Here is a 23,495-nt window from a genome sequence, read left to right on the forward strand (position 1 = left end):
CTGCCATGAAGAGCCGGGCTTTTCACACGGTCACTCTCCCGTGAGCTCCACCAGCTTCAGGACGGTGTTCCAGTTGCGGCTCGTCGCGATCAGGCCTTTGTTGATACGGGGTTTGGCCAGGTGCACGGCGAGTCGGGAGCGGCCGAGGCCCTCCGGCGCGTACAGGTACAGCGCGCGGTCGCCGAGTCGGAACTCCTCGGGGAGGTAGGCCTCCCGGTCGATCTCCGCGAAGCGTTCGGCGTCGACCGGCGCGGAGAAGTAGGTGACGTGGAGCTGTTTGGCCTCCAGTTCGGCGGCCGGGAACGGGCAGGCCTCGGCGATCGCCTTGAGGTAGGCGTGGTCGCGCACGATCACGTCGACGGCGAAGCCGAAGTGCTTCTGGATGGCCTGCGCGAGTTCGGTGGCCAGGGTCTCCTCGTCGCCGTGTCCGGACGCGAAGACGGCCTGGCCGCTCTGCAGATGGGTGCGTACGTCGTCGTAGCCGAGGCCGTCCATCAGCTGCCGCAGTTCGGCCATCGGGAGCTTCTTCTTGCCGCCCACGTTGATCCCGCGCAGCAGCGCCGCATACGTCGTCGTCATGGCGCACACCATAAAGCGGCCGTCGTGCCCCGTGGGGGTGGGCACGACGGCCGCCACGTCCGCACGGGCGGACTGCCCGAAACTCTGTCCGAACCCGGGGCTCCGGATCAACAGATACACGCACCTGTGACTTGTTCAACAAGGTTTCGCAACAACAAAGAGGAGCGATGCCGACGGACCGGACACCCCGATCTTCATCCCCGAGAAGTCCCGATAGATGTAAGGGGCCGAAATCCTCCCCAGCGGTGAGACGGCGGGGTCCGAGGGGAGGACCCGTGCCTGCCGCACTTCACCGGGCAGCACGACGAGACGTGCTTATCGCGCCCATACCTTCGAAGCTGAAGGTGACGGCAGGGGGCTGTCACCGCAGACGAGGGGGCAAGCCCGTCATGGGGAACGGAGATTCGCGGGTGCGGGGCATAGCCGCCCGGGCCGGCGGCTGGAGCGCCCGGCACCGATGGGCTGCCGTCGGCATCTGGGTGCTGTTCGTCGTCCTGGCGATGGGGCTCGGTTCGGCCGCCGGCCGGGTCGACGTCAAGGAGAGCGAACAGCTCAAGGGCGAGACACACACCGCCGCCAAGATCATCGAGGATGCGGGGATCGAGGAACCGGCCAGCGAGACGATTCTGATCCAGGCGAAGGACGGAAGCGTCAGGGCGACGGACGCCGAGTTCAAGGCGGCTGTGGGCGCGGTCGTGAAGGCGGTCGACGGGACCGGCAAGGCCACGGACGTGAAGTCGCCGTACGCCACGCACACGATCTCCAGGGACGGGCGCAGCGCGCTGGTGCAGTTCGACATGCGCGGCGACGCCGAGACCGCGTACGAGCGCGTGGAGCCGGTGCTGAAGGCCGTCGCAGGGGTGCAGAAGGAGCACGGGACGCTGCGGATCGAGGAGATCGGCAGCGCCAGCATGAACAAGACGTTCAAGGACGCGTTCGGCGACGACTTCAAGAAGGCCGAGCTCTCCGCGGTGCCGGTGGCGCTCGGCATTCTGCTCATCGCCTTCGGCGCGCTGGTGGCCGCACTGCTCCCGGTGGCGCTGGCGATCACCGCGATCATGGCGACGATGGGTCTGATGGGCGTCGTCAGCCATGTGATGCCGATGAGCGACACCGCCAACTCCGTGATGCTGCTGGTCGGTCTGGCGGTCGGCGTCGACTACTGCCTGTTCTATCTGCGCCGTGAGCGCGAGGAGCGCGCGGCCGGACGCGACGCGCAGACGGCCCTGCGGATCGCCGCCGCCACCAGCGGCCGGGCGATCGTCGTCTCCGGCATCACCGTGTGCGTGGCGATGGCGGGCATGCTGTTCACCGGGCTCGTCACGTTCCAGGGGATGGGTCTGGCCTCGCTGATCGTCGTGGCGGTCGCCATGGTCGGGTCGGTGACGGTGCTGCCGGCGCTGCTCTCGCTGCTGGGCGAGCGGGTCGAGAAGGGGCGGATCCCCTTCCTGCGCAAGGCGATGGAGCGCCGGGCCGCCCGCACGGGCGGGGAGAGCCGGTTCTGGACCGCGGTCCTGCGCGGTGTGCTCGCAAGGCCGCTGGTCTCCGTGCTCGTCGCGGCCGGTGCGCTGCTGGCCGTCGCGGCTCCGGCGCTGGGCATGAAGACCCAGAACCTCACACTGGACCAGGAGTTCGGCGACTCGCTGCCGATCGTGCAGACGTACAACCGGGTCAACGACGCCTTCCCCGGCGGTTCCGAGCCGGCCGAGGTCGTCGTCAAGGCGAAGGACATCAACGCGCCCGAGGTGAAGTCCGCGCTCGCCGACTTCAAGGCAAGGGCTATCAGTTCGGGTGCCTCGCGCGGTCCGGTCGAGATCAAGCTGCACGACGCGCAGAACATCGCCTACGTGTACGTCCCGCTGGTCGGCGGCTCGGACCTGGAGAAGGCCGGTGCCAGCCTGGAGAAGCTGCGTGACGAGGTGCGGCCCGCGACGCTCGGCAAGCTGGACGGGGTGCAGGCGCCGATCACCGGGCAGGTGGCCGGTTCGAAGGACTTCAACGACCAGCTCGGCGGCGCGGTCGTCCCGGTCTTCGCGTTCGTCGTGGTCTTCGCCTTCGCGCTGATGCTGCTGTCGTTCCGCTCGCTGACGGTCGCGATCACGTCCATCCTGCTCAACCTGCTGTCCGTGGGTGCGGCCTACGGCATCCTCGTCGCCGTCTTCCAGCACGGCTGGGGTGCCTCGCTGGTGGGCGCGGAGGGCGTCGGCGCGATCATCACCTGGCTGCCGCTGTTCCTGTTCGTGATCCTGTTCGGGCTGAGCATGGACTACCACGTGTTCGTGGTCTCCCGGATCCGCGAGGCGCGGCTGCGCGGCCGTACCACCAGGGATGCGATCCAGCACGGCGTGGTCACCACGGCCGGTGTCGTCACCAGCGCCGCGGTCATCATGGTCGCCGTGTTCGCGATCTTCGGCACCCTGTCCATGCAGTCCATGAAGCAGATGGGTGTCGGCCTCGCGGCCGCGGTGCTCATCGACGCGACGATCATCCGGGGTGTGCTGCTCCCGGCGGTGATGGCGCTGCTGGGCGAGCGCAACTGGTACCTGCCGAAGTGGCTGAACCGGCTGCCCGACCTGACGCACGACGAGTCGGCGGAGGCCATCACGCACTCGGTGCGGCGCGACGAGGGTGAGCGACTGGGCGTCTGAAGGGCTTGAAACCCTCACCGACCGAGAGCCCGCCGGCCACAGGGGAGCCGGCGGGCCCTCGTCATGCCCGGAACTACCCGATTCCTACGGGCAGTTCGGCCTCGATCAGGTCGGCCGCCCGCGAGGTGCCGCCTTCCTTGGCCATGTCGGCCTGGATCTCCCCGAGGCGGCGGGCGACCTCGGGGTCGTCGACGAGAGCGAGGGCGGTCCTGCGGAGAGTCTCTGCGGTGGCCTCCTCCGTGGGGACGTGGCGGGCGACTCCCAGGGCCTGGAGCATGTCCGCGTTGCCGAACTGGTCGACGGCCTGCGGTACGGCGATCATCGGTGTGGCCGTCGCCAGGCCCTCCTGGCTGCCCCCCGCCCCGGCATGGGTGATGAACAGGTCGGCCTGCCGGAGCACCGCCAACTGCGGGATCCAGGACCGTACTTCCACGTTCGCCGGTACGGCCCCGAGGGCCTCGGGGTCCACGCGCCTGCCGATCTGCAGGACGAGGTGCCAGCCGGGCAGGCCGCCGAACGCCTCGACGCACTCGCGGTAGAAGCCGGGCCGGTCGGTGAAGGTCGAGCCCAACGACACCAGCGCCACTTTCTCGGCTCCGGCGGGCCGCTGCCAGTCGCCCTCCGCGGTGCGGTCGCCCTGACAGGCGCCGACGAAGGTGTGGACGGTCTCGTCGACCCGGTCGGCGTGGGGCTGCAGCGCCTTGGGAATCAGGACGAGTGAGCGGTCGGGGCGGCCCGAGAAGTGGTCCGGGTGCTGGGTGATCCCGTTCTCCTCCAGCCAGGTCCGGAAGCGCGCGTAGTACGCCCGGCCGCGCTCGGTCCGCTTCGGCTCCGCCCACATGGGCTCGGCGACCTCCTCCTCGTATCCCTCCCAGGCGACGAGGTTCGGCGAGAGCGAGATCGCGGGGACACCCCAGCGGTGGGCGAGGACGCGGGCCGGATACGCCGTGATGTCGTGCAGCACGAGGTCCGGTACGTCGCCGTCGTACGCCTCGGCGAGCTGCGGCAGCGCCTGGATCGCGTCGTCGAGGAACAGCTCGACGTGGTCCAGCAGTTCACTCCCCCAGGCCGCCGGGTCCGCGTCGGGCCCCGGCAGCGTGGACTTCCACGGCTTCGGCTCGGCGCCGGTCTCGGCGACCTTCTCCGCGAACGCCGGCGGAACGGCGTACGTGACCCGGTGGCCACGGGCGACCAGCTCGCGGATCACCTCCAGGCTGGGGTTCACATGGCCGTGGGCGGCGATGGAGAACATGGCGATATGGGCGGGACGGGGTGTGGGGGTCGGGGTAGGCATGTCGTCGAAAGTAGACGAGACGATACGTCTCGTCCAATCATTTTGAAGCTCACCCGGCCGGCACCTCGTGCAGCGTCGACCACCGCCCCGGTGCCACCTCCGTTGTTCGCTGCCACGAACGGCACGCCAGGGGGGCGGCCGTACGCCGGGCAACGGGTTCTCCAAGGCGGCTGCCCGGCCCGCCGGCTGTCAGCGCTGGTAGCGGGCGAGCACCAGGTTGCCGTCCTTCTCCAGCCGTCTGCGCAGTTCGTCGAGGCCGATGGCCCCGCTGTAGTACTCCTGGAACGCGGGGGTCGCCACCTTGTCCTTCCACTCGGGGTAGCCGCGGACGGACTGGGCGGGCGCCGAGCGGAGGTGGGCGGCCAGGGCTGTGCCGGTCGCCCAGCCGTTCTTGGCCGTGTGCAGGGCGGGGTCCTGGAGCGCCTGGGTTCCCGTCGGCAGCATCCAGTCCCCCAGCGCCAGCCGCACCATGTTCTTCGGCCGGAGCAGGTAGTCGACGAACTCGGCGGCCTCCTTCTTGTGCGGGCTGTCCTCCGCGATGGACAGCGTCTGCGGGCTGACGCCCTGGGCCGGTCCGTCGACGCCTGCCGGGGCGGGCAGCACCTGCCAGTCGAAGCCCTTCGGCGCCTGCTGCACGATCTGCTGGCGGTAGGAGAACCCGAGCGGCACCATCGCGTACTTGCCGCCGAAGAAGCCGGGCAGGGTGTCCGAGCCGCCACTGCCCAGGGTGGTGGGAGAGGCGCTGCGGTCGGTGTTCGCCTGGTCGTGGATCGTGCGCGGCACCACCTGGTCGGCCGCCCCGAAGCGGACCCTCACCTTGCCGTCCGTCCCCCGGTGGAAGAGCTGACCGCCCGTCGACAGGGACAGGTTGAGGGTGGCCGAGACGGGCTCCTTGAGCGGCCAGGCGACACCGTACTTCCCGTGGCCGCTCAGCCGTTTCGTCACCTGCCGGAACTCCGCCCAGCTCCAGGGCCGTTCGGGCGTCGGTATCCGTACGCCCGATTTCTTCAGCCAGGTGGCGTTGGCGACGAGGACGCGCGGCTCCTGGAGGAACGGCACACCGTAGATGCCGTCGCCGAAGGTCGCCGTCCGCCAGCTGCGCTGTGGGATCTCCGACTTGAGCCGCGGGGGGAGCAGGTCGGTCAGATCGGCGAGGTAGCCGCCGTAGGCGAAATCCGCGAGGTCGTCCGAGGCGTCGTGGATGATGTCGGGCGCCTCGCCGCCCTCGAAGGAGGTGAGGAGCTGGTCGTGGACGCTGTCCCAACTCCCCTGCACATACTCGACCTTGACGTCCGGATGGCTGGCGTTCCACTCCTTCACCAGATCCTTGTTGGCCTCGACGGACTCCTGCTGCCAGGCCAGGGACTGGAAGCGGAGGGTGATCCGTCCCCCGGTCGGGCCCGCGCTGCCGCCGCTCGTACAGCCGGCCAGCAGCAGCGTGAGGACGAGAGCCAGTACCCCTCCTGCGTGGCCGGTGAATCGGGTTGTGCTGCGCATCAGTTCTTCACCGCCCCGGTGAGCATGCCACCCGTGATCCGCCGCTGGATGACCGCGAAGACGACCAGGGAGGGGAGGGTGGCGAGGAACGCGGCCGCCGCCAGTGGGCCCAGGTCGGCAACGCCCTCGGCGCCGACGAAATGGCTGAGCACGACCGGCAGTGTCTGTCTGTCCGGCGTCTTGAGCAGGACCAGCGCGAAGAAGAACTCGTTCCACGCGGTGACGAACGCGAACAGCCCGGTGGCCGCGATCCCGGGCGCGAGCAACGGCGCCACCACCGACACCAGCGTCCGCACCCGCCCGGCCCCGTCGACCGCCGCGGCCTCCTCGACCTCGGGCGGCACCGCCCGGACGTACCCGGCCAGCATCCACAGCGCGAACGGCAGCGCCCACACCACGTACACCAGCGTCAGCCCCGCCAGCGAGTTGATCAGCCGCAGGTTCTTCAGCACGAGGAACAGCGGGATGATCACCAGGACCAGCGGAAACGCCTGGCTGACGACCACCCATGCGGTGGCGGCCCGGGTCAGCGGTGTGCGGTGCCGGGCCATGACGTATGCCAGCGGGGTCGCGATCAGTACGGCGATCACCGCCGCCCCGGCCGCCGCGAGCAGGGAGTTGAACGCGGCGTGCAGCAGTGGCTGCTCGTCGAAGGCCTGCCGGAAGTTGCCCAGGGTGGGGTGCCGGGGGATCCAGGCGGGGTGCAGACTCCCCAGTTCACGCGGTGACTTGAACGCCGTGGAGATCAGCCAGAGGAAGGGGAAGGCGAGGAAGACGAGATAGGCGAGCAGGGCGGCGTACTGGCCGACGCGGGTGCCGGTCCTGGTCCTCCTTCCGCTCGTGGTCGTCATGTGTCGTCCCCTCCCCTGAGCCGGCCGGCCAGGAAGACGGCGAGGAGCACCGAGATCACTGCGACCATGACGCATCCCATGGCCGCCGCATACCCGAACTGTCCGTATCGGAAGGCCTCTTCGTAGGCGAACAGCATGGGCAGGCGGGTGCGCCCGCCGGGCCCGCCGTTGGTCAGCACGTAGACCAGGGCGAAGGAGTTGAAGTTCCAGATCAGGTTGAGTGCGGTGATGGCGAGGGCGACCGGCCTGAGAGCCGGCCAGGTGACCGTGCGGAAGCGCCGCCAGGCGCCCGCCCCGTCGACCGCCGCCGCCTCGTGCAGTTCGCGCGGGGTGTTCTGCAGTCCGGCCAGCAGTGCGACCGTGGTCTGCGGCATGCCCGCCCAGACGCCGACGACGACCACCGCGGGCAGAGCGGTCCCGAGGCCGCTGAGCCAGTCCCGCCCGTCGCCGAGTCCGAGGTCGTGCAGGGTCTCGTTGAGGACGCCCGCGTCCGGGTTGTACACCAGCCGCCACATGATGCCGACCACGACCTCGGGCATGGCCCAGGGGACGATCGCGAGGGCGCGGGCGAGCCATCTCAGCCGCAGGTCCTGATTGAGCAGCAGGGCGAGGCCCAGCGCGAGCAGGAACTGCGGGACGGTCACGCCGACCGCCCACACCAGCCCGATCCGGAACGACTCCCAGAACAGCGTGTCGTGCAGCAGGTCCTGGAAATTGAGACCGCCGATCCACTGGGTGGACCGGGTGCGGCCGGACTGGGCGTCGGTGAAGGCAAGCAGGATCCCGTAGAGCAGTGGTCCGACGCTCAGCACCAGGATCGGGATCAGCGCGGGCAGCACCAGGAACCAGGCCCCGCGGTCGCGGAGCCGACGGTCCCCGGCAGTGCGCGGCACGCCCTGTGCCGACCGCCTCGTCGCGGTCACCAGTGTCACGTGATCGGCTCCTTTGCGCGGCTCGTGACGTTCGGACCCGGCGGGCCTCCGTCATGGTCGTGAAGGGGGTTTGCACCGTCAAGGCCGTACGCACACGGTCCGACCTGTGCGAATGCGAGACTGGGCGGGTGGGTGGCGCGAACTCGACGCCGTTCACCGATGCATACGCGGACGTGGGAGGAAGGCGATGGACGAGTCACGGGCGCGGGGCGTACTGGCCGCGGCGCGCGTACTGCCCGGTCCGGCGCGGGACGCACGGCTCCTCGCCCTGGGCGAGAACGCGGTGTTCGCCTCCGGGGACCTGGTCGTCAAGGTGGGCCGGGACGCCGAACTCCTGGACCGGGCGCGCCGCGAGCTGGACATCGCGCTGTGGCTCGCCGAGGCGGGCGTGCCCGCGGTACGGGCGGCGGAGCCCAAGCCACTGCTGGTGGAGGGTCACCCGGTGACGGTGTGGCACCGGATCCCGGATGCCGTACGGCCGGCCGAGCCGCGGGATTTGGCCGAACTGCTACGGGTCGTCCACGCACTGCCCGCTCCCCCCGTCGATGCCTTCGAACTGCCGCCCCGCGAGTTGCTGGGCGGTGTGGAACGCTGGTTGCGGCTCGCGGGCGACGCGATCGACCCCGCGGACGCGGCGTATCTGCGCGAGCGGCGCGACGGGTTCGCCGCGGCGGCCGCGGCGCTCGTTCCGCATCTGCCGCCCGGGCCCATCCATGGCGATGCGCTGCCCCGCAACGTCCATGTCGGCCCGGACGGCCCGGTCCTGGTCGATCTGGAGACCTTCTCCGCCGACCTGCGTGAGCACGACCTGGTGGTCATGGCCCTGTCTCGCGACCGGTACGGCCTGCCGGCCGAGGCCTATGACGCCTTCACCGAGGCGTACGGCTGGGATGTGCGTGAGTGGTCGGGGTGCAGTGTGCTGCGCGGGGCGCGGGAGACGGCGAGCTGTGCGTGGGTTGCGCAGCAGGCTGCGACCAATCCTGACGCTCTAATCGAGTTCGAGCGGCGGGTGGCGTCGTTGCGGGACGGGGACGAGGCGGTGCGGTGGTATTCGTTCTGAGCGCCTATTGATTCGGGACTTGGGGTTGTCGGGCGACTGCAGGTTCTTTGTAGCTGGTCGCGCCGTTCCCCGCGCCCCTTTGGGGCGCTCCCGCACCGGCGGTTCAGACCGGTTCGTCCGCCGGCTCCCGCAGGGGCCACGTGCCGTCGACCACCGCGGTGGGGTCCCCCTTGCGGCGCAGGAAGTTCTGGAAGTCCGCCGCCCACTCCGCGTACCACTCGATCTGGCGGCGGTGCAGTTCCGCCGGGCCGAGGGCTGCGATCTTGGGGTGGCGGGTGGCTATGGCGCAGGCCAGGCCTGCTGCGGCCAGGGCGTCGGCCGAGGCGTTGTGGGCGGACTCCAGGACGACGCCGTATTCCGTGCAGACCGCTTCGAGGTTGCGCTTGCCGCGGCGGTAGCGGTCGACCCAGCGGTCGATCGTGTACGGGTCGATGACCGGGGCGGGGTCGATGCCGCCCAGGCGCTCGCGGAGGGACGGCAGGCCGTAGCGTCGCAGTTCCGCGGAAAGCAGAGTCAGGTCGAAGGCCGCGTTGTAGGCGACGACCGGGACGCCCGTCTTCCAGTAGGTCGTCAGGACGTCCGCGATGGCGTTCGCCACCTCGTCGGCCGGGCGGCCCTGAGCCGCCGCGCGTTCGTTGCTGATGCCGTGCACCGCCACGGCGTCCGCCGGGATCTCCACGCCCGGATCCGCCAGCCACTCCCGGCGCCCTATGGGCTGTCCGCCCCTGACCTCGATCACGGCCCCCGTGACGATGCGCGCCTCGCGCGGATCGGTTCCGGTCGTCTCCAGGTCGAAGCCGATCAGCAGCTCCCGGTGCCAGCCCATGCGTGGCCCCCCTTCTTGGTGGTGCTTTCCCCCAGTGGTCTCCACCTTCCCATGGGCCACTGACAATCCGAGGACCGCATTCCGCTTGGCCGCGGCGACAGTTCAGGACACAGGTCGCGAATCCGCCCAGGACGTTTCGAACTCCTCGCGGTATGTCGGGAAGAGCCCGCTCTCGACTCCCTTGTCCATGTCGTCCGGCTTCACCACCCGGCTGCCGTTGCGCAGGACCAGCACCGGAGCCTCCATGCCGCGCGAGCGCCGCAGATAGGACTGCACGACGGCGACGCCGTCCGTACCGTCCCCGTCGACGAGGTAGGCGGTGAAGCGCGGGGTCTCGTCGTAGACCTGGATCTCGAAGGCGGCCGGGTCGCGCAGCCTGGAGCGGACGCGGCGCATGTGCAGGATGTTCATCTCGACCGCTCGGCTCAACTCACCGCGTTTCATGCCGAGTTCCCGCTCGCGTCGTTTGACGGCGCTGGAGGCCGGGTTGAGGAACAGCAGCCGGACCCGGCAGCCCGCCTCGGCCAGGCGCACCAGCCGGCGTCCGGAGAAGTTCTGCACGAGCAGGTTGAGGCCGATGCCGACGGCGTCGAGGCGGCGGGCGGCGCCGAAGATGTCCTCGGCAGGGAACTGGCGCAGCAGTCGCACCCGGTCGGGGTGCACGGCGACCACGTCCGCGTACCGGTCGCCGACCAGTTCCTCCACCGCGTCCACGGGCAGCCGGCGGGCCGAGGGCACGTCCCCGGACGCGCCGAGAACGTCCAGCAGCTTCGCCGAGGCCCGCTCCGCCTGGTTCAGGACGGCCTCGGACAGGGCCCGGTTGCGGGAGACGACGTTGCGGGTGACCTCGAGCTCGTCCAGGGCGAGTTCGACGTCACGGCGGTCGTCGACGTACGGCTCGAAGCAGGGCCAGTGCTGCACCATCAGCTCGCGCAGTTGGGGCAGGGTGAGGAAGCTGAGCACGTTGTCGTCGGCCGGGTCGAGCAGATAGCCCTTGCGGCGGCTGACCTCGCGTACGGCGACCGCGCGCTGCACCCACTCCTGGCCGGCCGGCCCGGCCGCGGCGACCACCCAGTCGTCGCCGTGGACGGGTTCGTAGATGGGTCGCAGAACAGCGGCCACGACCGCGCGCAGCCGCTGTTCGACGAGGTTCAGCCAGATGTAGGCCCGGCCGGCTCGCTGGGCGCGCGTACGCACCTCGCGCCAGGCGTCGGCATCCCAGTCCAGCTCCGGCCCGATGGAACTCGTCGCCATCGGCCGGGCCAGGGACACCGTGCCGGGCGGGACATCTGTGGAGTTCCCCTCGTGACCCTCGTCACCAGGGGGCAACTCCAGCCCTCCCGACCCCACCCGCGCACCGCCTTCCGCTCCCCCGAGCATCCCCGTGTCAACGATCAAGGAAGGGTACTCCGGGAGCGGTCAGCGGTGCAGCCGGATGGACAGGTCGGTTCTCAACTGCCTTAGTGCCAGTGTCCGTTCTGAGCGGCCAGGGCCGCCGGAGTGAGCGGATTCATAGCCGTGACGTCGCGCGGGGCGATGGAGAAGCCCTGCCAGTGGACCGGCATCGGCTGCTGGTCCTCGTCCCGGGCTATGTGGTGGAAGCCCACGTTCACCCAGACGATGGGGTGGGTGAGGGTCTGCCCGTTGATCCACTTGTCCACGGACTTGCCGTGCCCGGCACCGCAGTTGAGCGGATTGCTGCTGGCGTACTGCTCGCACTTGTTGTACTCGGTGAAGTACACGTCGTGGCTGGTGAAGCTGCGGCCCGGGTACTTCGCGGTGGGGCCCTGGACGATCTCGTACGAGCGCGGGTGGTCGTCCTTGTTCTTGCCGGCCGTGCTGACCACGCGCCACCAGCGCATGTCCTTGGCGTCGCCCGCGAGTTCCTTGGTGACCTTGGTGAGGGTCGTCTTGTTGGTCGGTGCCTGCTGGTTGCCCACCGGGGCACTGACCTTCGAGTCGTACTGCTCGACCTTGGTCTTGGAGGAGCCGTCGAGGCCGAAGTCGAGCCGCCAGAAGACGTTGTGGCTGTGGCTGGTGGCGTAGGCCTTGGCGCCCTTGCCGATGGGCCAGCCGCGGCCGTCACCCGCGTCGTAGTCGTCGGGCGAGAGGCTGCCGGTGGCGCCGGCGTTCATGCTCATCGTGCCGTCGTCCTGGAAGCGCCACTCGGTGATGTACTCGTACCAGCCGACCTTGTTGACCGTGTAGAGGAGCAGGTCCTTGCCCTGCGCCTGGTAGGTCTTGTTCGCGTCGGACAGCAGGTGGTAGGCGTGGCCGCGGGAACGGGTCGTGGCGCACAGACCCTTGACGTCCGAGGAGTCCGAGTAGAAGGGCGTCGCGACCTTGACGGTCTTGATGGTGCCGCCGGGGCATTCGTCGGGCGTGAGGTTCAGCAGGCCGTCGCCGAAGTTGTAGTCCGTGATGTCGTTGTACTCGACGCTGCCGTCGTCGTACGGCACGTCGATCTGAGCGAGCTTGGCGCTGTTGAGGACCTTGATCGGCTGGGACTCTCCGGGCGGCTGGTAGGAGATGTCGTCCAGGATGACCCCGGACCTGCTCTCGAAGCGCCAGCACATCCGCCAGGTGGTGCCGGTGGAGAGCTTCTGTTCGATCTGGTAGGCCGCGCTGCACTGGGGGGCCGCGGCGGCTGCCGCCTCCTTGTGCTGGGCGAAGGCCGGTGCCGCTGCCGTGCCGCCGAGGGCGAGCCCCACCGCGAGCGGGCCCACCAGGGCCCGCCTGCGCAGCGCACTGCGGCGGGCACGGCTGTCTCTGTTGACGTGCATGACGAAGTGACTCCCTTACAGGGGAAGCAAGTGTGAGAAGTGGACGGAGCCCGGTTCAGCCGAGCTTGACGACCTTGCGGGCGCTCAGGTCGATCACGAAGTCCCGGGTGTCGATCCAGGCACCGTTCTTGACCTTCGGGAACAGCCGGGTGCAGCGGTGTTCGCCGCACTTGCCGAGCTCGGCCGGCCGCACGCCGGGAGTCGCCCGGAACACCATGCTGGTGAGCGTCAGCTGGTCCGGGGAGGTGAGCTCCTTGCCCGTGGCGTCCTTGTAGTCCGCCTTCAGGCCCGCGCCCAGCGGGTCCGCGATCAGCAGCCGGGCCGCCTCGGTCTGCTCGGCGATGCTCAGCGGCGGCTGGACGTCGTGCTGGGTGCTCGTCTCCTCGACCTTGCCGGTGTCGAGGTTGACGGTCTTGGTGACGACGCTGTCGCTGCGGTAGTCGTAGAACGTCACGTCCGCGCGCCGGGGCGCGTTCGCGCTGTCCGGCTGGTCGGTGTCCGGCTCGGTCAGCTCCACGGTGAGGCGCTGCGGGCCGCCGGCCCCCTTGACGTTCTCAGCGGAATCGAGCAGCTGCCGGTTGAGCGCGATCTGCTCGACCCGCTTCGTCTCGTCGTCGGTCAGCGGGTCGAGACCCTTGCCCTTCTCGCCCTCGGCCGGGGCCTGCTCGACGACACCGGGAGCGGGCGTGCCGTTCGCCTGAGCCGCCTGCTGGGCCTGCCCTGCCTTGGTCCCTCCCGAATCGTCGGCCCCCGCCGTCCCCGGCAGCGTGATCCCGACCATCACGGCAGTTCCGGCGACCGCTATGGCCGCACCGGCCACCACCTTGCCCAGATGGCGGTGCACTATCTTGCGCACATTTGCCCCCTACTCCCCCTTCATCCCCGGGAGTACTTTTCTGCCCCACTGATAGGCATACGGCGTTGACATACGGCGTATGCACAGGTCGAACGGTAAGAGGGACGTAAGTCATAGGTGGTTCCATCACTTTCGGGGACACTCGACGCCAAGGCGCCCCCTGGGGCGCGCTCCACCTGAAAGAGTCGTGTCCATGCAGGTCTGGCCTGGCGAGGCGTATCCGCTCGGTGCCACGTACGACGGCGCCGGCACCAATTTCGCGGTCTTCACGGAGGCCGCGGACCGAGTAGAGCTGTGTCTGCTGCACGACGACGGCTCGGAGACGGCGGTGGAACTGCGCGAGAGCGACGCATTCGTGCGGCACGCGTACGTGCCCGGCATCATGCCGGGACAGCGGTACGGCTTCCGTGTGCACGGCCCGTACGCCCCTGAGCGCGGCCTGCGCTGCAACTCGGCGAAGCTGCTGCTCGACCCCTACGCGAAGGCGATCAGCGGCGAGGTCCGCTGGGGCGAGGAGGTCTACGGCTACCACTTCGACGCGCCCGACAAGCGCAACGACCTGGACTCGGCGCCGCACACGATGACCTCCGTGGTGGTCAACCCGTACTTCGACTGGGGCGACGACCGGCGGCCGCGGCGCGGATACCACGAGACGGTGATCTACGAGGCCCATGTCAAGGGCCTCACCATGCAGCACCCGGGGCTCCCGGAGGAGCTGCGCGGCACCTACGCGGCCCTCGCGCACCCGGTGATCATCGAGCATCTGGTGGAGCTCGGGGTGACGACGCTGGAGCTGATGCCGGTGCACCAGTTCGTCAACGACCACCGGCTGGTCGACATGGGCCTGAACAACTACTGGGGCTACAACACGATCGGCTTCTTCGCCCCGCACAACGCGTACGCCTCCTGGGGCGACCGCGGCCAGCAGGTCCTGGAGTTCAAGTCGGCGGTCCGGGCACTGCACGAGGCGGGCATCGAGGTCATCCTCGACGTGGTCTACAACCACACGGCCGAGGGCAACCACCTGGGCCCGACGCTGTCCTTCAAGGGCATCGACAACCCGCAGTACTACCGCCTCACCGACGACCCGCGCTACTACATGGACACCACGGGCACCGGGAACTCGCTGCTCATGCGGTCCCCGCACGTCCTGCAGCTGATCATGGACTCGTTGCGCTACTGGGTCACCGAGATGCACGTCGACGGTTTCCGCTTCGACCTCGCGGCGACCCTGGCCCGGCAGTTCCACGAGGTGGACCGGCTGTCGTCGTTCTTCGACCTGGTGCAGCAGGACCCGGTGGTCTCCCAGGTGAAGCTGATCGCCGAGCCGTGGGACGTCGGCGAGGGCGGCTACCAGGTGGGCAACTTCCCGCCGCTGTGGACCGAGTGGAACGGCAAGTACCGCGACACCGTACGGGACATGTGGCGCGGGGAGCAGCGCGCGCTCGCGGAGTTCGCGTCCCGGCTGACCGGCTCCTCGGACCTCTACCAGGACGACGGGCGGCGCCCGCTCGCCTCGATCAACTTCGTCACCTGCCACGACGGTTTCACCCTGCACGACCTCGTCTCGTACAACCAGAAGCACAACAAGGCCAACGGCGAGGACAACCGGGACGGCGAGAGCCACAACCGGTCCTGGAACTGCGGGGAGGAGGGCGAGACCGACAACGCCGAGGTGCTGAAGCTGCGGGCGCGCCAGATGCGGAACTTCGTCGCCACGCTGATGCTCTCCCAGGGCGTGCCGATGATCAGCCACGGCGACGAGTTCGCGCGCACCCAGCGCGGCAACAACAACGCCTACTGCCAGGACAACGAGCTGGCCTGGGTGAAATGGCTCGACCCCGACGCGGAGGAGGACGCGGCCGACGGCGAGCTGCTGGCCTTCACGCGCGCGATGGTGTGGCTGCGCAAGGACCATCCGGTCTTCCGCAGGCGCCGCTTCTTCCACGGGCGACCGGTGGAGGGCACCCATGACGAGCTGTCGGACATCGCCTGGTTCACACCGGAGGGCAAGGAGATGACCCAGCGGGACTGGGACTCGGCGCCGGCCTCGGCGCTGACGGTGTTCCTGAACGGCAACGCGATCTCCGAGCCGGGTACGCGCGGGGAGCGGATCACCGACGACTCGTTCCTGCTGATGTTCAACGCCTCGCCCAGGGCGCTGGACTTCGTGGTGCCCGTCAACCACGGCCGCCAGTGGGAGGTGGTCGTCGACACCGCCCGCTCGGACGGGGTGCCGCCGCACACCGGCCCGAAGGTGCAGGCGGGCGACCGGCTGACGCTGGTGGACCGGAGCCTGACGGTGCTGCAGCGGCCGGTCTAGGTCGGCTCCGGGTCCTGTTTCTGCGTCGGTGTGGTCGGCTGCCGGTCGGGTACGCGCGCGTGGAGGGCGGGTTCGGTGGTGGGCCCGGTGTACGAGGACGGGCGCACCGTCAGGGCGATCGCGCAGGCGAGTGCGGCAGCCGTGCTCGCCGCGGCGAAGGCGGGCCGCCGGGCCGTACGACTCGGCGGGGCGGCCGGTGCCGGCGACCGCGAGGGCCTGCCCGCCGACGATCGCACTCGTCGCGAACGCCATCCTTTCGGCCGGCCGGGTGGGCGACACCGAGGACGGTGACGACCGCGTAGAGACCGCCCATGCTCCGCGTCCACAGCAGGGGCAGCGAGAGCACGTACACGGCCGCGGTCGCCGCCCGCCGGCGGGCCGTGAGGGGGACGCGTGCGGGCACGGCGGCCATTTAAAGGCCCGCCACGGCACTCATCACCCCCATGGCGGCGTACACGAGACCTGCCTGCTCTTCCTGTCCCAGCCGCTCGGCGAGCGCGGTGACACCCGCCTGACAGGCTCCGAACATCGCTCCCATAGGTCGGGAGCGGCACGGACGGCGTGGACGGAGCGGGGCATGCGGGAGCGCGGGACGCTCCGGGCGGGATGGCCCTGCCGTGTCGCCCGCGCTGTCGGGTGCAGTGCGAAGCCGCTGCCGCACAGAGCCACCGGAAGCGCCGCGGCAGCCGGCGCGCAGGCGGGGTGGGCGAGTACGGCGGCCGGGCCGACCAGGGCCGGGCCCAGGACGAAGGAGATCTCGTCGAAGGTGCTCTTGAACGAGAGGGCCGCGCCGACCGTGGACTCCGGGGCTGCGGCCCGGCGGGCCGGCGCCACCAGGCGGGCGTGACCCAGGGGGCCGATCAGTGGCACGGTCGCGCCCGCCACCGCCCCGAGGAGCGCCGGCAACGGGACGGACAGGTCCGCCAGGGCCTCGGCGACGAGCACGGCGATCGCGGCGGCGTCGGCGAGCGAGCAGGCGAGCACGACCGTCCGCCGGCCGTGCCGGCCGGCGACCCGCCCCGCCCGTCAGCCCCGCGGCCGGCGCCCCGCCGGTCCGGGCGACGAGCAGGACGCTGCCGAACTGGATCGTGGCCGTCGGCAGCCGTCCCAGGAACGACACCACCGGCGACAGCGGCCCGGTCAGGCCGCTCCCCATCGCTCGACGCCGGCCACGCGCGCGTGCACCCGTGGAGGGGACGATGACACGAAGGGCGGCAGGGCGGGTACGTAGGTTTGCATGACACCTGAGCGACCCGACCCCGCGGTGCCCACGGCCACCTACCGGCTGCAGCTGCAGCCCGAGTTCCCGTTCGCTGCCGCGGCGGCCGCCGTGCCGTATCTGGCCTCGCTCGGGGTCTCGCACCTGCACCTGTCCCCCGTCCTGGAGGCCGTACCGGGCTCGGCGCACGGCTACGACGTCGTGGACCACGCGCGCGTGCGTGAGGAACTGGGCGGCGAGGAGGGGCTGCGCACACTGGCGCACACCGCGCGGGAGCAGGATCTCGGCCTGGTGGTGGACATCGTGCCGAACCACATGGCCATGGCTCCGCGCCACAACCGCGCCCTGTGGGAGGTGCTGCGGGAGGGCCACAAGTCGCCGTACGCGCGCTGGTTCGACATCGACTGGGAGGCGCAGGGCGGGCAGGTGCTGCTGCCGGTGCTGGGAGGCCCGCTGGGTTCCGTCATCGGTGAGCTGCGGGTCGACGGTGACGTGCTGCGCTACTACGACCATGTGTTCCCGCTGCGCGAGGGCACCGAGGAACTGCCGCTGCCGCAGCTCCTGGACGCGCAGTGGTACCGCCCCGTGTGGTGGCGGCTGGCCCGCACCGAGCTCAACTACCGGCGTTTCTTCAGTATCTCGGAGCTCATCGGGGTCCGGGTCGAGGACCCGGAGGTGTTCGAGGCCACGCACGCGAAGATCCTGCAGCTGCTGCACGAGGGCGTGATCGACGGGCTGCGGGTCGACCACCCCGACGGGCTCGCCGACCCCGACGGGTATCTGCGGCGGCTGCACGAGGCGACCGGCGGCCGCTGGACGGTCGTGGAGAAGATCCTGTCGGACTCCGAGCCCCTCCCGGCCTCCTGGCCCGTCTCGGGCACCACCGGCTACGACGCCCTGCGCCACATCGACGGCCTCTTCACGGACCCGGCCGGGTTCGGGGAACTCCTCGGCCAGTACCGGCGGTTCGCGGCCCCGCAGACCGACCGCGGCGGAGACTGGGCGGCGACGGTACGGCGGGCGGCGTACAAGGTGCTCACGCACGAGCTGGCCACCGAGATCGACCGGCTGACCCGGGTGGCGAGCAGACTGTGCGCCGCCGCCCCCGATCCCGCGCTGCGCGACCGCGCTCCCTGGGCGCTGCGCACGGCGCTGCAGGAGCTGCTGGTCCGCCTGGACGTGTACCGGCCGTACGCCTCCGGGGACGCGGCCTCCGTCGTCACCGAGGAGGCCGCGGCCGAGGCCCGGCTCGCCTTCGTCGTACCGGAGGAGGCCGGTGCGGTCGACGTCGTACGGAATCTGCTCCTAGGTCGCCATGGCGACGGACCCGACCACGTGGAGTTCCGGGCGCGGTTCGCGCAGACCGCGTCCGCCCTGCGCGCCAAGTCCGTGGAGGACACGGCGTTCTACCGCTATGTGCCGCTGCTGTCGGCGACCGAGGTGGGCGGCAACCCGGGGAGCCCGGCGGTGTCCGCGCAGGACTTTCACGCCTACTGCGCGCGCGTGCAGCGCGACTGGCCCGCGACCGGGACCGTCGTGTCGACGCACGACACCAAGCGCAGTGCCGACGTACGGGCCGCTCTGGCCGTGCTCACCGAGTGCCCGCAGCGCTGGGCGGACGTGCTGGCGGAGGTGACGCGCGCGGGTGAGGGCGTGCCGGACGCGCAGGTGGCCTGGGCGGCCTGGCAGACGGTGTTCGGGCTCGGTGCGGCGGCCGAGGAGCGCGTTCAGCAGGCCCTGTTGAAGCATGTGCGCGAGGCGGGGCTGCTGACGAGCTGGACGGAGCAGGAGCCCGCCTACGAGGACGCGGTGGCGGCGTTCGTCTCGGCGGGCCCGTGCGGGGCCCCTGGCGAGCACGTGGTGGCTCTCCGCCGTGCGCTGGAGCCCCACATCCGGGCGAACGTGCTGGGCACCGCACTGGTCCATCTGACGATGCCGGGGGTGCCGGACGTCTACCAGGGCACCGAGGGCGAGTACCTGGCGCTGGTGGACCCGGACAACCGGCGTGCGGTGCGGTTCCCGCCCGCGGCGGACCCCGGCGAGAAGGGCGAGGTGACCGTGGCGGCGCTACGGCTTCGGGCGCGGCGGCCCGGGGCCTTCGGGGACGGGGCGACGTACGAGCCACTGATCGCCGAGGGCCCGGCGGCCGCCCACTGCGTGGCCTTCGCGCGCTCCGGAGAGGTCGTCACGGCCGTGACGCGGCTGTCGCTGCGGCTGGCGGAGGCGGGCGGCTGGCAGGGCACCCGGCTGCCGCTGCCTCCGGGGCGCTGGTCCGACGTGCTGTCTCCGGAGCGGGAGTTCACGGGACACGCGCGCGTGGAGGAGCTTTTCGAACGGCTGCCGGTGGTGCTGCTGGAACGGGCCGACCCGCGGTGAACGGAGCGGGAGCGAGGCCCGGGCGGTGAACCTGCCCCGGGCGTACGGGACTTCGCCGCGCGCCGTCGGATCGTCCTGGCGACCGGATCGCGGCCGCGCACGCTCCCGGGGCTCGAACCCGGCGGACGGCGCGCGGTGACGAACGACTCGGGTCTCCGCACGCCCGGTCTGCGCCGGGATGCGTCCCGCCGGACGAGGCCTGCACCGGCAGTGGGCACCGGTGTCCGCACCTCCTCCGGCAGCAAATGCCCTCGTCGTCGGCGATGAATGCATCTGGGCGCCCCCTGGAGGCTCCCCCCAGGCGTTATTGACACTTCACCAAGAGCGTGGGGTACTGCGGATTGCGAAGCCGGGCGGACGTGACGGGGGTGAGTCTCCTGCCGCAGCTGCGCTACCCCACCCTGACCGAACTCGTCGCGTCCGCACGCGCGCTGGCCGCTCACAGACCCGGCCTGTGCACACTGAGGGAGGTCGGCGTCTCCCGGGCCGGCAGACCCCTGCACCTGCTGTCCGTGGGCCATGCCCGGCGGGCCGTGCTCGTCGTCGCGGGCGCCCACGCCAACGAGCCGACCGGCGGCCCCACGCTGCTCGCCCTCGCCGAACGGGTGCTGTCCGAGCGGGAGTTGCGTGCGGACACCTCCTGGCACTTCCTGCTGTGCGCCGATCCCGACGGGGCGAGCCTGCACCGCACCCCGGCCCCGCGCAGTCTGTTCGACTACCACCTCGGGTTCTTCCGGCCCGCGGCCGAGGAGCAGCCGGAGTGGTCGCCGTCGGTGCTGCCGCCGCACCGGCTGCCGCCCGAGACCCGCGCGCTGACCCGGGTCATCGACGAGCTGCGCCCCTACCTCCAGGCGACCCTGCACGGGACCGACCTGGGCGGCAGCTGGGTCCAGCTGACCAAGGACATACCGGGTCTCGCCGAGCCGTTCGCGAAATCCGCGGCCGAGCTGCACATCCCGGTGGAGACGGGCGCCTCCGACGCCGCGGGCTGGGCCGCGTCCGGGCCCGGGGTGCATGTGATGCCCTCCCCCGGTGCGGGCGCCGCATATCCGAGCATGCCGGACGACGCACGCCACAGCACGTGGTACGACCCCCACCGCCACGGCGGTCTGACGGCGGTGGTCGAGGTGCCGATGTGGGCGAGCGACCTGGTGGACGACCCCGCTCCGCATCCCGCTCCGGCCGCGGCGATGCGACGGCTGTCGCGCCGGCTGCTGCGGGACGCGCTGGAGGTCGAGCAGGTGCTCGCCGAGGCGCTGCCGCGTCTGGAGGGCTTCGACGGTCCGCTGCTGCGGGCCGCCAAGTGGGCGCTGGAGCTGGTTCCGGGCCTGGCCGCGGACTGGATGCACACGCCGCCCGCCGACAACACGATGGCGTACGTCGGCAGTGTGGACGCGTTCGGCCGCCGCCTGCCACTGCGGGCGGCGGCCATGCTGCTGCGGGTCCTGCAAGAGGCCGACGACCGGGCGGCACCGGGTCTGGAACGGCTGGTGGCGACCTGGAGCGACGCCTTCGCGGAGCGCTTCCGCGCCCGCTGGGTGCCTTTGGAGCACCAGGTCGAGCACCAGTCCCGGACGGTGATCGCGGCGGCCCTGTACGCGCGCGACCGGGCGGCCTGACCGCCACGAGTGGCCACGCGCGCGGCAGGCCGCCGCGGTGCCCGTGTCAGTTGTCCATCGCGAACACCGATCCCGTGCGCCCGGCCATGACGCACGAGCTGGAGAAGGTCTGGGTGTACTCGACCGGCCGTCCGTTCCACTCCCCGCGCGCGTGGACGGTCACGGGCGCGTAGATCATCGGGCAGAAGACGTTCTTCTTCGACGGGATGCGGGCGATGTCGCCGTCCGCCGCCGCCAGCTCCGAACACGCGTCGACCGCTCGCGCGTGTCCCTGGGGCGGGTCGCACAGCAGCAGGGTGTCGCGCGTGTGCGGGGAGCGGGCGTCGCCCTTGGTGACCGTGAGGTAGAGCCAGTCGCTCGGCGGGAAACCCGGGGACGCCGCCTGTGCCGGAGCCGCGGCGCCGGCGAGGAGGGCGGCCGCCAGCAGCGAGCCCCGTACCGCTTTCACTGTGGTGCTGATCGTCATTCCCGATGCATCGGCACGGCGGCCTGGGAACCCCACCCCGACTCACCCGAACGGGAGCACGCGGGCGCATGTCGCAGGGCGAGTTCGAACGCGGCGAGCACGACGCGCGACTGGTACTCCACCTGGCGCGCGACCGGGATCCAGCGCGCCCCCATGCCGTCGCGGTAGTCGGCGCACCAGTCGTCGATGAGCCGGTCGAGGTCCGGCAGCACCCCGGCCGGGTCGCGGCCGGCGCGGGTCACGAGCTGGTGCAGCAGCCCCGCGGTGCGCAGGGCGAGCCGCCGTCCGGCGATGCGCAGGGCGGCCAGGTGGGCGGTGCTGAGCTGCGGGAGGGGGCGCGCCCCGCCGGCGACGTCGGGGTCCCATGCGTCGGCGAGCCCTGGGCAGACCAGTAAATAGTCGTCCACCGGGGCGAGCAGGCGGGCCGCGTCCGGCATACCTGCGAGATGGGGCCGCAGCCGCGCGAGGAGCACCTCCAGGAGCCGGGTGTCGTGGCGCAGGGTGTGGCTGACGGTGCGCAGCACGGCGGCCGCGTCGGCGGGCGGGGAGCCGTCCTCCACGGCCGCCACGCCCCACATGGGCGCCTCGACGACCGCCGTGACCGTGCCGTGCCGGTGGGGGTGGAACCAGGTGGACTCGACGGCCGCCTCGGTGATGGCCGCGGCCAGGTCGCCGATGCGGGGCGGCGGGATGCGGTACACGGCGGGGCCGAGGCTCGGCCAGTACAGGGTGTCGTAGGGCCCCAGTTCGCGCGGGATGCCGAGGCGGGCGGCGGTGTGCGCGACGCGTCCCGCGAGGCCCGGCAGGTCGTGGGTGAGCTCGACGAAGCCGCCGCCCACGTCGACGCCGTGCAGGGAGCACTGCAGGACCGGCCGCAGTTCGTCCTGGAGGTCGAGCAGGGTGCGGGTCTCCGGCAGGGCGGCGCCGGCCGCGCCGTCGGGCAGCCACTCGGGCTGTTCCAGGAAGCCGGGCCGGAAGAAGTTCCGGAAGTACCGGCCGAGGGAGTACGGGCCCGGCAGCCAGCCCTCGTTGCGGCGCAGGCCGTCGGGGTCGAGGCTCAGCAGCAGGTTCCAGGTGGCGTCGGCGCCCTCCGTGAACCTGGGGTCGGCGAGGGCCCGTTCGGCCAGCCGCAGCACGGTGCCGCCGCCGACGGGTTCGTTGGCGTGGGGTCCCGCGACGACGAGGGCCTGACGGTTGCCGTGACCGACGGAAAGCAGCCACATGGGGGTGCCGGCGCGTGAGGTGCCGACGCGGCGCAGACGGGCGCCGCCCGGACGCCGGGAGACGAGTGCTGCCGCCCGCGCGCCGAGCTCGTCGACGGTCGGGTAGCGGAGGAGGGGCGGCAGGGCACACCTCCACAATGTGGCGCCGTCGGTTCACCTGATGTACATGGCGTACGCACAGTCAGTCACGACTTGGGGGGTACGTCAACACCACGGAAGGGAAAGCGATTTGCACCATCGCCGCACGTCAACGGGGTGTCATGCTCAGGCCAAAGCTAAGGTGTGACTGAGTGAGGACTCAGTCGACAGCGAGCCGGAACGCCATGCGCCCGAAGCCCACCTGATCGCCCTCGCGGACGACGGCGGCTCCGATGACCCGCCGGCCGTTCACCGTCGTGCCGTTGGTCGAGCCGAGGTCGCGCAGCACCCACATGCCGCCCTGGCGGCTGAGTTCCGCGTGCACGCGGGACACGGTTTCATGCGTGAGGCGCAGTCCGTTGGCCGGATCCCGACCGATGCGCAGCGGGTGGCCGCCCGCCGGGTGGGGCAGCAGCAGCTTGGGGAGGCGCTCGGCCTGCCAGGCCCTGCGCAGCCGTACGGTGAAGCCGGAGACCGCCTCCACGGTGCCGAACACCAGGCGCGCGAGGCGGCTTTCCTGGGGGAGGTCGGCGGTGAGTGCGGCGAGTTCGTCCGAGCGGCGGGCGGTGAGGGCCAGCTCCATACGGCGGATGAACGTGTCGTGCGAGAGCCGTCCCATGGCGACGCCGTCACGCAGCACCTTCAGCGCCTTGTCGCGCTCCACGTCGGACAGCCGCGCGGGGTACGTGTTGAACTCGAAGGACGACGTCACGTTCGTGATTGTCGGTCAGTGGACCCCGGGTGTCCAGAAAACGAAAAAACGACCACCGCGCGCGCGTACCTGACGACACCCGCCGTAAAAGGG

The 23,495-nt window shown here is 71.0% G+C and carries 19 protein-coding genes; 5 read left to right on the forward strand and 14 right to left on the reverse strand.

What is annotated here, in order from left to right; genetic code table 11:
- Positions 1–30 precede the first annotated feature (30 nt).
- Positions 31–579 (reverse strand): DUF1697 domain-containing protein, encoded by a 549-nt coding sequence (locus ACWDAG_RS37400; RefSeq protein WP_450700016.1) that lies wholly within the window; start codon positions 577–579, stop codon positions 31–33.
- 389 nt (positions 580–968) lie between these two features.
- On the opposite strand from ACWDAG_RS37400, the gene ACWDAG_RS37405 reads away from it, so the two are divergent.
- Positions 969–3,227 (forward strand): MMPL family transporter, encoded by a 2,259-nt coding sequence (locus ACWDAG_RS37405; protein WP_450700017.1) that lies wholly within the window; start codon positions 969–971, stop codon positions 3,225–3,227.
- A gap of 73 nt (positions 3,228–3,300) precedes the next feature.
- Here the strand turns inward: ACWDAG_RS37405 and mgt are convergent, their stop codons facing one another.
- The 4 genes from mgt to ACWDAG_RS37425 form a co-directional block, all read right to left on the reverse strand.
- Positions 3,301–4,521 carry a macrolide-inactivating glycosyltransferase gene (gene mgt / locus ACWDAG_RS37410; protein ID WP_450700018.1) on the reverse strand — a complete coding sequence of 407 codons (1,221 nt, stop codon included), beginning with the start codon at positions 4,519–4,521 and terminating at the stop codon, positions 3,301–3,303.
- A 189-nt stretch (positions 4,522–4,710) separates the two neighbouring features.
- Positions 4,711–6,018, reverse strand: coding sequence for an ABC transporter substrate-binding protein (locus ACWDAG_RS37415; protein WP_450700019.1), 1,308 nt, complete (start codon positions 6,016–6,018; stop codon positions 4,711–4,713).
- Positions 6,018–6,869, reverse strand: a complete 852-nt coding sequence (locus ACWDAG_RS37420) for a carbohydrate ABC transporter permease (protein WP_450700020.1) — start codon at positions 6,867–6,869, stop codon at positions 6,018–6,020. The genes ACWDAG_RS37415 and ACWDAG_RS37420 overlap by 1 nt, the downstream gene beginning before the upstream one ends.
- Positions 6,866–7,801, reverse strand: coding sequence for a carbohydrate ABC transporter permease (locus ACWDAG_RS37425; protein ID WP_450700021.1), 936 nt, complete (start codon positions 7,799–7,801; stop codon positions 6,866–6,868). Before ACWDAG_RS37425 ends, ACWDAG_RS37420 begins: the two co-directional genes overlap by 4 nt.
- 187 nt (positions 7,802–7,988) lie before the next feature.
- On the opposite strand from ACWDAG_RS37425, the gene ACWDAG_RS37430 reads away from it, so the two are divergent.
- Positions 7,989–8,861 carry a phosphotransferase enzyme family protein gene (locus ACWDAG_RS37430; protein ID WP_450700022.1) on the forward strand — a complete coding sequence of 291 codons (873 nt, stop codon included), beginning with the start codon at positions 7,989–7,991 and terminating at the stop codon, positions 8,859–8,861.
- Positions 8,862–8,964: 103 nt separating this feature from the next.
- Here ACWDAG_RS37430 and ACWDAG_RS37435 read toward each other — a convergent pair whose 3' ends face one another.
- From ACWDAG_RS37435 to ACWDAG_RS37450, 4 genes are all read right to left on the reverse strand, one after another.
- Positions 8,965–9,687: an exonuclease domain-containing protein gene (locus ACWDAG_RS37435; protein ID WP_450700023.1), complete on the reverse strand. Its 723-nt coding sequence runs from the start codon at positions 9,685–9,687 to the stop codon at positions 8,965–8,967.
- A 102-nt stretch (positions 9,688–9,789) separates the two neighbouring features.
- Positions 9,790–11,067, reverse strand: coding sequence for an SAV2148 family HEPN domain-containing protein (locus ACWDAG_RS37440; RefSeq protein WP_450700056.1), 1,278 nt, complete (start codon positions 11,065–11,067; stop codon positions 9,790–9,792).
- A gap of 80 nt (positions 11,068–11,147) precedes the next feature.
- Positions 11,148–12,470, reverse strand: coding sequence for a copper amine oxidase (locus ACWDAG_RS37445; RefSeq protein WP_450700024.1), 1,323 nt, complete (start codon positions 12,468–12,470; stop codon positions 11,148–11,150).
- A gap of 55 nt (positions 12,471–12,525) precedes the next feature.
- Complete coding sequence (locus tag ACWDAG_RS37450; RefSeq protein ID WP_450700025.1) at positions 12,526–13,326, reverse strand: Tat pathway signal sequence domain protein; 801 nt, start codon at positions 13,324–13,326, stop codon at positions 12,526–12,528.
- 193 nt (positions 13,327–13,519) lie between these two features.
- Between ACWDAG_RS37450 and glgX the strand changes: the two genes are divergently transcribed.
- Positions 13,520–15,649, forward strand: a complete 2,130-nt coding sequence (gene glgX / locus ACWDAG_RS37455; RefSeq protein ID WP_450700026.1) for a glycogen debranching protein GlgX — start codon at positions 13,520–13,522, stop codon at positions 15,647–15,649.
- Here the strand turns inward: glgX and ACWDAG_RS37460 are convergent.
- Positions 15,646–15,885, reverse strand: a complete 240-nt coding sequence (locus ACWDAG_RS37460) for a hypothetical protein (protein WP_450700027.1) — start codon at positions 15,883–15,885, stop codon at positions 15,646–15,648. The genes glgX and ACWDAG_RS37460 overlap by 4 nt on opposite strands.
- Before the next feature lie 199 nt (positions 15,886–16,084).
- Complete coding sequence (locus tag ACWDAG_RS37465) at positions 16,085–16,633, reverse strand: hypothetical protein (RefSeq protein ID WP_450700028.1); 549 nt, start codon at positions 16,631–16,633, stop codon at positions 16,085–16,087.
- A 253-nt stretch (positions 16,634–16,886) separates the two neighbouring features.
- Between ACWDAG_RS37465 and treY the strand changes: the two genes are divergently transcribed.
- Together treY and ACWDAG_RS37475 are read left to right on the forward strand one after the other, a co-directional pair.
- A complete protein-coding gene (treY, locus tag ACWDAG_RS37470) occupies positions 16,887–19,244 on the forward strand; it encodes a malto-oligosyltrehalose synthase (RefSeq protein ID WP_450700029.1) in 2,358 nt (785 codons plus the stop codon).
- 368 nt (positions 19,245–19,612) lie between these two features.
- Entirely contained in the window at positions 19,613–20,863 is a 1,251-nt protein-coding gene (locus tag ACWDAG_RS37475; RefSeq protein WP_450700030.1) for a M14 family zinc carboxypeptidase, read from the forward strand.
- 46 nt (positions 20,864–20,909) lie between these two features.
- On the opposite strand, the gene ACWDAG_RS37480 is transcribed toward ACWDAG_RS37475, so the two are convergent.
- The 3 genes from ACWDAG_RS37480 to ACWDAG_RS37490 form a co-directional block, all read right to left on the reverse strand.
- Positions 20,910–21,329, reverse strand: a complete 420-nt coding sequence (locus ACWDAG_RS37480) for a subtilase-type protease inhibitor (RefSeq protein ID WP_450700031.1) — start codon at positions 21,327–21,329, stop codon at positions 20,910–20,912.
- Positions 21,326–22,690: a M14 family zinc carboxypeptidase gene (locus ACWDAG_RS37485; protein WP_450700032.1), complete on the reverse strand. Its 1,365-nt coding sequence runs from the start codon at positions 22,688–22,690 to the stop codon at positions 21,326–21,328. The genes ACWDAG_RS37480 and ACWDAG_RS37485 overlap by 4 nt, the downstream gene beginning before the upstream one ends.
- 160 nt (positions 22,691–22,850) lie before the next feature.
- On the reverse strand, positions 22,851–23,402 hold the full coding sequence (locus ACWDAG_RS37490; protein WP_450700033.1) for an FHA domain-containing protein: 552 nt from the start codon (positions 23,400–23,402) through the stop codon (positions 22,851–22,853).
- Positions 23,403–23,495: the final 93 nt, after the last annotated feature.

The organism is Streptomyces sp. NPDC001157 (genome assembly GCF_053598255.1).